General features: G+C 57.1%; 10 protein-coding genes. 3 read left to right on the forward strand and 7 right to left on the reverse strand.

What is annotated here, in order from left to right; genetic code table 11:
* A partial coding sequence (locus VGC62_RS00230) for a hypothetical protein (protein WP_414705716.1) occupies positions 1-261 on the forward strand: 261 nt, incomplete at its 5' end.
* Positions 262-348: 87 nt separating this feature from the next.
* On the opposite strand, the gene VGC62_RS00235 is transcribed toward VGC62_RS00230, so the two are convergent.
* From VGC62_RS00235 to VGC62_RS00255, 5 genes are all read right to left on the reverse strand, one after another.
* On the reverse strand, positions 349-1,122 hold the full coding sequence (locus VGC62_RS00235; RefSeq protein ID WP_331185093.1) for an enoyl-CoA hydratase: 774 nt from the start codon (positions 1,120-1,122) through the stop codon (positions 349-351).
* Between the two features lie 91 nt (positions 1,123-1,213).
* Positions 1,214-2,395 (reverse strand): acetyl-CoA C-acyltransferase, encoded by a 1,182-nt coding sequence (locus tag VGC62_RS00240; RefSeq protein ID WP_331185100.1) that lies wholly within the window; start codon positions 2,393-2,395, stop codon positions 1,214-1,216.
* Between the two features lie 41 nt (positions 2,396-2,436).
* The gene (locus tag VGC62_RS00245; RefSeq protein ID WP_331185094.1) at positions 2,437-3,204 is read right to left on the reverse strand and encodes an SDR family NAD(P)-dependent oxidoreductase; all 768 of its coding nucleotides are present in this window, start codon (positions 3,202-3,204) and stop codon (positions 2,437-2,439) included.
* Between the two features lie 143 nt (positions 3,205-3,347).
* Positions 3,348-4,019 carry a TetR/AcrR family transcriptional regulator gene (locus tag VGC62_RS00250; RefSeq protein ID WP_331185095.1) on the reverse strand — a complete coding sequence of 224 codons (672 nt, stop codon included), beginning with the start codon at positions 4,017-4,019 and terminating at the stop codon, positions 3,348-3,350.
* Positions 4,020-4,124: 105 nt separating this feature from the next.
* Entirely contained in the window at positions 4,125-5,012 is an 888-nt protein-coding gene (locus VGC62_RS00255) for a DMT family transporter (protein ID WP_331185096.1), read from the reverse strand.
* Positions 5,013-5,554: 542 nt separating this feature from the next.
* On the opposite strand from VGC62_RS00255, the gene VGC62_RS00260 reads away from it, so the two are divergent.
* On the forward strand, positions 5,555-7,933 hold the full coding sequence (locus VGC62_RS00260) for a DUF2235 domain-containing protein (protein WP_331185097.1): 2,379 nt from the start codon (positions 5,555-5,557) through the stop codon (positions 7,931-7,933).
* Between the two features lie 26 nt (positions 7,934-7,959).
* A complete protein-coding gene (locus tag VGC62_RS00265) occupies positions 7,960-8,973 on the forward strand; it encodes an MBL fold metallo-hydrolase (protein WP_331185098.1) in 1,014 nt (337 codons plus the stop codon).
* A 167-nt stretch (positions 8,974-9,140) separates the two neighbouring features.
* Here the strand turns inward: VGC62_RS00265 and mqo are convergent, their stop codons facing one another.
* Positions 9,141-10,778: a malate dehydrogenase (quinone) gene (gene mqo, locus VGC62_RS00270; RefSeq protein WP_331185099.1), complete on the reverse strand. Its 1,638-nt coding sequence runs from the start codon at positions 10,776-10,778 to the stop codon at positions 9,141-9,143.
* A gap of 636 nt (positions 10,779-11,414) precedes the next feature.
* On the reverse strand, positions 11,415-11,578 hold a 164-nt coding region (locus tag VGC62_RS27525), incomplete at its 5' end, for a universal stress protein (protein ID WP_414705717.1).

Below are 11,578 nucleotides of genomic sequence, written 5' to 3' on the forward strand. Positions count from 1 at the left end.
GATGACAGCACAGCCCAGGTGAGCGTTCGCTTCTTTGACGACGATACCGATCAGCCGGTGATTTGTGGTGTGTTGTGTCAGGCAACCGCTGAGTCGGCCGTGGCCGCCTTACTCCGATCATTGCCCACCGGGGTTGACGAGAATCACCTGCTACTGGTGCCCGGACAACGGCTAGAGGTGAATGATCTTCAGACACTAACGTTGCGCACCTCACTGGCGACACTTGAAATGACACCCCAAGGCCTGACCTTTTTCAGCTAATACGGGAATACGGGGTGGGTCGCGCACATGGGACGCGCGACACCCCGCTGTCAATAACGCAGAATGCTTCGCTCTGCGCAGGGAGCATCAACGATGCTTGAAGACCGGCTCGCGCTTTTCAATAAAGGCCGCCATGCCTTCCTTTTGATCCTCACTGGCAAACGCTGAGTGAAACATCCGGCGTTCGAAGCGCACGCCTTCAGACAAACTGACCTCGAACGCCCGGTTGACGCTTTCTTTGACCATCATCACCGCGGGCAGTGATTTACCAGCGATAGCGGTGGCAACCTTCAGGGCTTCGTCGAGCAACTGATCCAGCGGCACGATGCGCGAGACCAACCCCGCGCGCTCAGCTTCCACGGCGTCGATCATGCGCCCGGTGAGGCACATCTCCATGGCCTTGGCTTTACCCACGGCACGTGTCAGGCGTTGAGTGCCGCCCATTCCCGGCAAGACGCCGAGTTTAATTTCGGGCTGACCAAACCGGGCGTTGTCTGCCGCCAGAATGAAATCGCACATCAAGGCCAGTTCGCAGCCACCGCCCAAGGCGAAGCCGGCCACCGCGGCGACGATAGGCTTGCGCCGAGCAGCTATCCGGTCACTCTCGCTGAACAAGTCATCGAGGTAGATTTGCGGGAATTCAAGCTGGGCCATTTCCTTGATATCGGCGCCTGCGGCAAAGGCTTTGGAGGAGCCTGTAAGCACCACACAACCGATATCGGGATTGCGCTCTATCTCATCGAGTGCGTGGTTGAGTTCGCTGATGATTTGCGAATTCAGGGCGTTCAGGGCTTCTGGGCGATTAAGGGTGAGCAGTGCCACACGACCTTTGACTTCTTTGATAATTGTTTCGTAACTCATTGTTATTCATCCAGTAAGTGGGTTTTAGCTCTCACAGGCCATTCCTAGGAATGACATTCAGACTGACCTGCAACCATTTGTTATTTATCAGTTAAATTATTTCTATCGCCATCGCAGTGGCTTCGCCGCCGCCGATGCAAATAGCCGCGACTCCACGACTCAGGCCTCGCTGTTGCAGCGCATGCGTCAGCGTCACAAGAATTCGAGCACCCGACGCCCCGATGGGGTGGCCCAACGCACACGCACCGCCGTTAACATTCACTTTGGCGTGCGGCAATGCCAACTTACCCATGGTCACCAGCGCCACGACAGCGAAGGCTTCGTTGATCTCAAACAGGTCCACCTCAGCCAATGACCAGCCCGTCTTGCCCATGAGCTTTTCAATGGCACCGATGGGGGCGGTCGGAAACAAGCCTGGTGTGCTGGCATACGCAGAGTGACCGCGAATCACCGCGATAGGCTTGAGCCCCCGACGCGCGGCCTCGGACTGACGCATCAAGGTCAGTGCTGCAGCACCGTCCGAGATCGAGCTGGAATTGGCAGCAGTGACTGTTCCGTCTGCACGAAAGGCCGGTTTCAACTGGGGAATTTTGTCCAGGCGTGCTTTGGGCGGTTGCTCGTCCTGCTCGACGGTACGCTGGTCTTTACCCTCGGTGACCTGCAGCGCAACGATTTCTGCGTCGAAGCGACCTTCTCTGATTGCCTCTTGCGCGCGCATCAGCGAGGCGACGGCAAAGGCATCTTGCGCTTGGCGAGTGATGTCCTCGAACGATGCGCAGTCTTCGGCAAACGTGCCCATGAGACGACCGCGTTCATAGGCATCTTCAAGGCCGTCGAAAAACATATGATCGATGACCTGACCATGCCCCATTCGATAGCCGCTGCGGGCTTTGTCGAGTAGATACGGGGCATTGGACATGCTTTCCATGCCGCCCGCGATCACTACATCGGCGCTGCCGGCCACTAGCAGATCGTGGGCCAACATCGCGGCTTGCATGCCCGAGCCACACATTTTGTTGAGTGTCGTACACAACGTGCCATTGCCAAGCCCGGCGCCCAGTGACGCCTGACGCGCAGGCGCCTGACCGAGGCCTGCCGAGAGCACGCAACCAAACAACACTTCTTCAACGTCCGCAGCCTTGATGCCGGCTCGCTCGACGGCGGCGCGAATAGCGGCCGAACCCAATTGCGGCGCCGTCAGGCTTTTCAGATCGCCCTGAAATCCACCCATGGGGGTGCGCACGGCGCTGACGATGACCACCGGGTCAGCAATGGATGAGGCTATTTTGGTGGATGTCATGAGTTGCTCCTCGCTTAACGGGCGGCCATGCGCAGAGCGCCATCCAGCCGGATCACCTCACCATTGAGCATGCTGTTCTCGATGATGTGGCGAACCAACGCCGCATATTCATCCGGCCGACCCAGGCGTGGCGGGAACGGCACGCCAGCAGACAGGCTATCGCGCACTTGCGGCGTCATCCCGGCCATCATGGGGGTTTCAAAAACGCCGGGGGCGATGGTCATGACACGGATACCAAAGCGCGCCAGTTCACGGGCAGCGGGCAGTGTCAGACTGACGATGGCGCCTTTGGAGGCGGCGTATGCGGCCTGTCCGATCTGGCCATCGTAGGCGGCGACCGACGCTGTGTTGATAATCACCCCGCGCTCACCACCGTCGTCGGCAGCGCCTTCGGCGATGGCAGCCGCCGCCAGTCGCAACAAATTGAAACTACCGATCAGGTTGACATGGATGGTTCGGCTGAAGCTGTCCAAGCCATGCGGGCCGTCTTTACCGAGGATCTTTTCGCCACCCACGATGCCGGCGCAATTGACCAAACCGTGCAATTGGCCGAACTCGCGCAGAGTATTATCGACCGCAGCCTTGGCCGGCGCTTCTTGAGTCACGTCGGCCACGCTTGCTCTGGCATTGCTGCCCAGCGCGTGCGAACGGGCCTGGACAGCGTCGGCGTTAAGGTCCACCAGCATGACCCTGGCCCCCTCCTCGATCAGCATCTTCGCCGTCGCAGCCCCGAGGCCAGATGCCCCGCCACTGACCAAAAATACCTTGCCTTGAATCTGCATGATTTGTCTTCCTTAGACTTTTATTGTTGGAGTGGGCAAATACTCCGCTCTGTGCTCCATGGGGGCAATAGTCAAAGCGTGCAGATCGGTTGAGCGTTTTAGGCAGCCGGACCTGCTCGATACTCATCTCGGTCGACCGTGAATCAGGGCGATAAATAGCGCATCACCGAATCGATGATCATCGATTTGTGACGTGTCTTGACGTCTTCGTCCGCGAGGTCCGTCTGGAAAATCTCTGAAAATGTGTGGCGGTTAGACACGCGGTAGAAACAGAACGAACTGATCAGCAAGTGCAGATCAACCGCTTTGACGGCCTGGCGAAACATCCCTTCACGCTCACCGCGACGCAAGGTGTCATCCAGTGCCTGAAGAACGTTCTGACTCAATGCGCGGATGGTCGGGGACTGTTTGACGTTCTCGCCGTTGTGGATGTTTTCGATGCTGACAATGCGCACGTAATCAACGTTGCGGTCATGGTGATCGAAGGTGAACTCCACCAGGCGCTGAATCGCTTCCATCGGTGCCAGCGCATCCAGCGTGAGGCTGCGTTCGGTGTGGCGGATGTCACCGTAGAGTTTTTCCAGCACCTCGGCGTACAACTGCTCTTTGCTGTTGAAGTAGTAATAAATCATTCGTTTCGAGGTTTGCGTGCGCTCGGCGATGGAGTCGACGCGAGCGCCCGACAGACCTTGTGCCACGAATTCGGCAACGGCGGCCTGGAGAATGCCATCGCGGGTTTTTTCCGGGTTGTTCTTGCGGCTTTTGCGCGGCGCTTCTGCGAGCGCATCGGCAAGGGTGTCGTCGACATTTTTCATGCGTTGCTCACGACCACAGTTAGTGGCGCGATTATGGGCCGCACGGCTCGGTTACGGAAGTGGCATATGCCTGTATGCGCGTCTTATGCCATTCCACGTGGGCAATCAGTTGCCTTTTTTCCGTTGCTGCCAGGCCGCCGCCAGCCCGCTGAGGCAAATGATGGCGATGCCCGCCTGCGCAGTCAGCGACGGCGCATGATCGAAAAAAACCAACCCCAGTAGCCCGGCAAACACGATTTGGCAGTAACCGAAGGGGGCTAGCATCGCCGGTGCCGCGAAACGAAATGCTTGCGTGAGCAGCAAGTGCGCAACCATGCCGCAAGTACCCAGCGCGAGCATGAACGGGATGTGCTTCCACTGCGGCGATTGCCAGAAGAACGGCACCAGAGCACTCATCACCAGCGTGTTGAACAGCCCGGCAAAGAAGTTACTGGTGGTCGGGCTGTCGTGCGCGGCCACCAGTCTCGTCAATAACTGATAACAGGCAAAGCACATGGCAGACCCCAGCGGCAACAGCACTGCGGGAGTAAACAGTTCGCCACCGGGGTGAACGATGATCATGACCCCGAGAAATCCCACCAACACCGCAATCCATTGGCCGCGCGAGACGTTTTCCTTGAGCAACGGCACCGACAGTGCGGTGACCAGCAGCGGCGCGAGGAAGTTGACGGCGGTCGCCTCGGCAAGCGGGATGAACATCAATCCGCTGGTGAATAACAAGCTGGTACCAAGCAGACACCCTGCCCTCAACGCCTGTAATCCCGGCCTCTTGGTGCGCAACACCCGCAACCCGGCCGACGGCATGAAGATGCAAGCCATCAATAGTGTATGCACCAGGTAGCGCACCCAGACCACCATGATGATCGGATAAATACCGGACAGAAATTTGGACAAAGTGTCGTGACTTGAAAACAGAAAGGTCGCAAGAACAATGAACGCAATGCCTTTGAGTGGCTGGTTGACGCCGGAGAGCGGCGTGCTGAGGGTGCTCATCAGGTTTCCTTTGGCCGTGCGTGAATACGTGGCCCACCTTTATTTCCGAACGCTGCGCAAACGTCGGGTAGACGCTAAAAGAATATAGAAGCTGTGGGCAGATAACCAACAACGCTGACACATTTCAGAAATGACGCTACTGGTGCGTCTAACTGCTGGGCCGTCCCGCCAGAAAACAGCCCATGCCGCCTGCCAATGCTCAAGCAAACGTCCCGTTCAGAAGATGTAATCGGTGGTCAGGAAACGGCCCACCGCGCTTTATGCGCAAAGATAATTTTCAGTGAGTCCCAATAAACCTGTCTACGCTCCAGAGAACATGGTTGCCTGATAAGGAGCAATAGGGACCATCGCTGCTCTGTGATCTACCGCGCCTATACGTCTTGGCCACTCATGGAGGACGAAACGGTCAATCTCGACGTGTCCGTACTTGCACACCCGATGTCGCTGTTTGGACGCTGTTCCAGCTGCTCAGGTTCGTGACCTGTCAATGCCCTTGAAGACTGCCTATAGCGCGTGACTCGACACGTGTAAAGGAGCTTGGCATGGCGAAGAAAAACCTGGTGTTATTTTCCGACGGCACCGGCAACAGTGCCGGCAAACTGTTCAAAACCAATGTTTGGCGCGTCTATCAAGCGTTGGACTTGACTGACCCTCAGGCTCCGGAACCGCCACGACAATTCGCTTATTACGATGACGGTGTCGGCACATCAACCTTTAAACCCCTGGCTATTGCCGGCGGCGCTTTCGGTGTGGGGCTGGCGCGCAATGTTGTCGATCTATATGTGTTTCTCTGCCGGACCTATGAGCCGGGCGACAGCATCTATGCCTTTGGCTTCAGCCGCGGAGCGTTCACCATTCGCGTGTTGGTGGGCTTGGTGATGTCGCAAGGGTTATTGCGCTATAGCGGCAGCGAGCAAGACCTGCAGCGTTGGGCGTGGGACGCGTACCGGGCGTACCGGGCTAAAAGCTTCTCCAGTAACCGGATCGTTGAAGCGTTGCGCCAGTTACGCAATCAAGCACTGAACTTAAAAAATCACCTTGCCGCAAACACGCTTTACAAGGACGCCGAGCGCATCGGCAAGCCTGGCGAACCTGATGAAATCAAAATCGAGTTTCTGGGCCTGTGGGACACCGTTGACGCTTACGGATTGCCCATCGATCAACTGACGCGGGCCATCGACAAATTCATCTGGCCCTTGACCATGCGCAACTATGTTCTGAGCGATCGGGTGTTGTGCGCGCGGCATGCATTGTCGCTGGACGACGAACGGCGTTCTTTTTACCCACGGCTTTGGACTGAACGTGACGAGTCAAGTGTTTCGGCGGGGCATATCACGGGGAATCGAATTTGTCAGGTATGGTTCGCGGGCGTGCATTCTAATGTCGGCGGCGGTTACCCCGACGACAGCCTGTCTTATGTGCCGCTGCTATGGATCATGGCCGAAGCCGACCGTTGTCATCTGCGGTTCAAGGATGCGCTATGGGACGAGTTTAAAGCACTCTCGGACGAAAACGGACCGCTCTATGATTCACGTAAGGGTATTGCCAGTTACTACGCGTATAACCCGCGGCGCATGGAAGATGTTAACCACAGCGAAGGGATAAGAATCGCACGAGGAAAAGTGCATGAAAGTGTGATTCGGCGCATTCGCGTCGACCCTGACGGGTATGCGCCAAGGGTGCTGGCGCAAGATTTCGATGTGGTCCGCATCAACGGCGATATCCTCCCGATTAACGATTATCTCGATACGGTCGCCGCCAGTGAACCGCAGGTCTCGACACGGGTCGGGCCTACCTGGATGCAAGACTATGCCTCGGCCAGGGAGCAAGTGTTCAACACCATTGGCTGGCGGCGCGTTGCCTACTACTTGACCCTGACCATCTCGCTGTTGCTCTTCACCCTGCCAGCATGGGCGCCAGCCACCGCTGCCTGCCGGGATCGTCTTTGTTTCTTGACCGCGCCGGTCAAACTGCTGGACTACTTTCTCCCCTCGTTTGCAACGGTCTGGACGAGCGCATTCGCATTCAACCCTAATACTTTCGTGCCCTTGCTGGCGCTACTGGCTGCTTGCTTTTGGCTCAGCAAGACGCTGGATGTGAAGATCAGCGACAGGATGCGCCGCATCTGGTACTCAATTGCTCCGTTAAAGCCCAAGGCCGTCTATGGCATGAAACTCCCGGTCACTGCGGGCCACTTTTCTGCGGCGGCTCAACGTCTGCGCAGCGCAGGCCCCGCTCGAAAAACAGTGAGATGCCTGACCCATCGCGTCTTGCCGTTTGTATTCGTGCTGGCGATTTTTGCCTATACGACAGTGCTTTTGACCCAACTCGTATTTGCCGTGAGGTCCTCTTCGGGCAGCCTTTGCACTCAGTCAGGCGACGCAAACAGCTGGTTCGCAACCGCAGAAAAATGCCACGCCGTGAATGCATCGGTCACGGCGGGCAAAACCTATCAGGTCACATTCGAGATCCCAAGCGACTACCGCTGGCATGACGCCTCGATTCCTGCTGGGCCTAACGGGTATGACTGCAAGTTGCCTTGGTATAAAGCGCTCGCCTTCGCCGCCTTCGTTCCTGCGCGTCGTCACCTGACTCAGGGCTGGTTCCAACCCATGGCGAAGATTGGCGAACAAGGCAATGACACGTATGCCTTGCAAGGGGTCAACACAGAATCGAGCCCGACGAAGCCCTGTGCACAAGGATCCAGCAGCAACGACTCTCCCCCGCCGTGCCCAGCCAACAATGCGCCGCCGACAGCGATGAAAAAACACGATCTGACGTTTGTGGCCCGTTCCAGTGGGCAACTGTATGTGTATGTCAACGACGTCGTCGGCGTGCCGTTTATGCCGGACCACTTTTACGAGAATAACGGGGGTTGCGCCAAGGTCACGGTGGCCGAATCGACTCTCTCTCAGCCGTAAACAGCCATTATTAAAGGAGACCTCCCATGCATTGGCTGGCTGTTTCGTTGCTGTTAATGACTGCCGGATGCGCGCAGGAACTGGGCGACCTTGAGCTGACGGATCAGCACGGTCTTGTCGAGCCCAAACTCGAGTTTCTAGGGGTGGCTGGCGTACTGATCCATTGGCGTGATGAAGGTGTACTGTTCGACCCGTTCTTCAGTCGCCCGTCCATCGCAGAACTGTTCTGGCTCAAGCCAGACACTCATGAAATAGACCTGCGCATGCCGCCCGCTACGGACGTGAGCATGCTGCTGGTCGGCCATGGGCATTATGACCACTTGCTCGATGTGGCATGGATCATGCGCCAGCATTCGCCGCACGCGACCGTTTACGCATCACGCAGCGCCGGTCATGTGTTGCGCGCCGAAATAGCAGCCGACCGGGTGGTGAATGCCGAGCCCAGAATGGCTTCGCTCAGCAGTGATCTGCCGCCACGAATGATCGCGAAGCAGGACCCTTGGTTTTACACACAAAAAGGTCATATCCGCGCAATGCCTATTGAGAGCATGCACGCGCCCAATGCACTGACGCGCATCATGGGAGGTGCTTACGAGACGGACCTCACAGCGCTACCCAAGGGATTCTGGAACTGGAAGGAGGGCCAGACCCTGGCATGGCTGGTGGACCTGCTGGGTGAGGATGGAAAACCGATATACCGGATTCATTATCAGGACTCGGCCAGCAGCGCACCCTATGGCTTCCCGCCAGTGCTGGACGACGGCAAATCAGTGGATGTCGAGATTTTACCTGTTGCCTCTTTTCAGCACGCGGATCACTACCCGCGCACATTGCTGGCACAGACCCAGCCGCGGCTGGTGGTACTCGTTCATTGGGAGGACTTTGTCGGGGGCACGCCGGACGATCCCCGGATACTTCGAGGGCAGAACGACGAATCACTATTGGTGGAGCAGATCAAACAGTCCGTTCCGTCTGGGGCCCAGGTGATAACCCCTCACCCTTTTAGCGAAGTCGCACTGCCTGCGATGGGGGGACGATAAGCGCTGCGTGCTTTCGCCCAGAAGGACCACTGGCGGACATCTCAGCGTTCGAGACACCTTCCGAGCAGGTCAGGGTTTTACCGGATCAAGACCGATGTCCGGCCGCAGCAGACTGCCACGGCCGCACAGGCCAATAGCCCCCGACGGTCGCCCGTTGGGGGCCGTTTTTACAGCGCCATGTCAGCCGCTGGATTGCTCTGGGTAGGTGCCGGGGCCGAACCTGCCGGGGCAACGGTCTGATCAATCACCGGCGGCTTATCCAACTGCAGAATCTCAGCAGTGTAGTTCCACTCCTGCTGAACGGCAGCCGGCGAATCGTTGAGCTTGGTGCCGTAGCTCGGCACGATCTCGCGGATCTTCGCTTGCCATTGCGGGGTGGCGACTTTGTCTTTGAAGACCTTTTCCATCACGTTGAGCATGATTGGAGCAGCGGTCGAGGCACCTGGTGATGCGCCCAACAGGCCGGCGATGCTGCCATCTTGAGAGGAAACGACCTCGGTGCCCAGCTTGAGCACGCCGCCCTTCTCTTCATCACGCTTGATGATCTGAACGCGCTGCCCGGCTTGCCACAAACGCCAGTCTTCTTTCTTGGCATGCGGGAAATATTCCTTCAGGGCATTGAAGCGGTCGTCATCCGACAGCATCAATTGCCCGGCCAGGTATTCAACCAGCGGGTATTGCTCGATACCGACTTTGGTCATTGGCCAGAAGTTGTGCGTCGTCATGCTGCTGAACAGATCCAGGTACGATCCCTCCTTGAGGAACTTGGTGGAGAAGGTCGCGAACGGGCCAAACAAAATCACACGTTTGCCATCCAGCACGCGGGTGTCAAGGTGAGGAACCGACATGGGAGGCGCACCGGTCGACGCGATGCCATAGGCTTTGGCCATATGCTGCATGGCGACGGTCGGATTTTCAGTGACCAGGAACGAACCGCCGACCGGGAAGCCTGCATACTCTTTCGCTTCAGGAATGCCAGACTTCTGCAGCAGTTTCAGAGCACCGCCACCTGCACCAATGAACAGGAACTTGGCATCCGTTGCAGTGGTGGTGCCGTCTTTCAGATTTTTGTATTCGACGTGCCAGGAGCCGTCCTGGTTGCGGCTAATGTCCTGCACTTCACTGGACAGCTTGAGCGCAAAATTTGGCCTGGTTTGCAGATAGCCCACGAACTGACGGGTGATCTCGCCGAAGTTGACGTCGGTGCCGATTGGCGTCCAGGTGGTGGCGAGCTTCTGATTGGGATCGCGTCCTTCCATCATCAGCGGCACCCACTTGGCGATCTGCACCGGGTCTTCGGAATACTGCATCGGACGGAACAGCGGGCTCGCCTGCAGCGCGTCGTAGCGCTTCTTCAGAAATTTGATGTTGTCGTCGCCCCACACAAAGCTCATGTGCGGTGTGGAGTTAATGAACGAGTGCGGGTTCTTCAGGACGTTGTTCTTGACCTGCCACGACCAGAACTGGCGGGAAATCTGGAACGCTTCGTTGATCTCGATGGCCTTGGAGATATTAATCTTGCCGTCTTTGTCTTCCGGCGTGTAGTTCAACTCAGCCAGAGCGGAATGCCCAGTGCCGGCGTTGTTCCAGCCGTTGGAGCTTTCCTCGGCAACACCGTCTAGCCGTTCGACCATTTCCATGGACCAGCCTGGCTCGAGCTCATTGAGCCACACACCCAGGGTTGCGCTCATGATGCCGCCACCGACGAGCAAAACATCCACCTTCGTTGCTGGCGCCGCGTGTACGGACGTAAGCCCCATCGACATAGCAAGGCCAAGGAGAGCCGTGTTCACTTTTTTTAACATGCAGAAATACCTAGGATAGAACGTCGTCCGCTCCCCATCCTTGATCACGAAATACCTTGGCTCACCGCATGCGCTGCTGCATGCAGTAGGCTCCCGCACTCAAAGGACCGGGTGTAGACATACTAAGGTCGGTAAACACCACCGACCTCACTTTTAGCCCCCTCCTGCGCTGAGTTTTTGTTAGTCATTGGCTTCAGCTGCCTGGGTGACACTAAATTGGGGTGAAACATTATTTGAATGAGGAAATCAAAACCTGCGATGCGCCCACCGAAGGTCGATAGACAGGAACGACTTGCCCTGAACCCAAGCAGGTAGCCGGTCTGAAGTGCCCAAAACCTGGGCCGTATTGATTTTCGAGCTTGGGATTATAGGGAAGTGAGCGCTGTAAGCAAGCCTGACGGCGAAGGCCTATACGCTGGAGGAGAATGTGGGTCAGACCTGGTAATAACCAGATCCAACCAGAACCTGACCTGCTCGGCGATTACGTCAGCACGATAATGTCTCTTTTGGAGAGCAAATGTTTACGACTCCAACTGTCGTGGATTGACCGCCAGAAGGCTGCTGGGCAAGTGGTGAGCCACTACAGGCTCGCACGCAACATTGTTGGCGTTGCCGACGAACGTCATTTGATGCAGCTCAGAGATATGAAGCGCCTGCAGCGTCGCCGGGCTTGACGATCAGTACACTGCATGGCGCATGTGCAAGCAATGATTCGGCGGTGTCTCCCATGATCTTTTCCAAGCTATGCCGAGGCAATGTTCCCATCACCAGCAGGTCAAAATCGTTTTGCCGAGCAAAGG

Source organism: Pseudomonas sp., from assembly GCF_036404235.1.
GTDB lineage: Bacteria > Pseudomonadota > Gammaproteobacteria > Pseudomonadales > Pseudomonadaceae > Aquipseudomonas.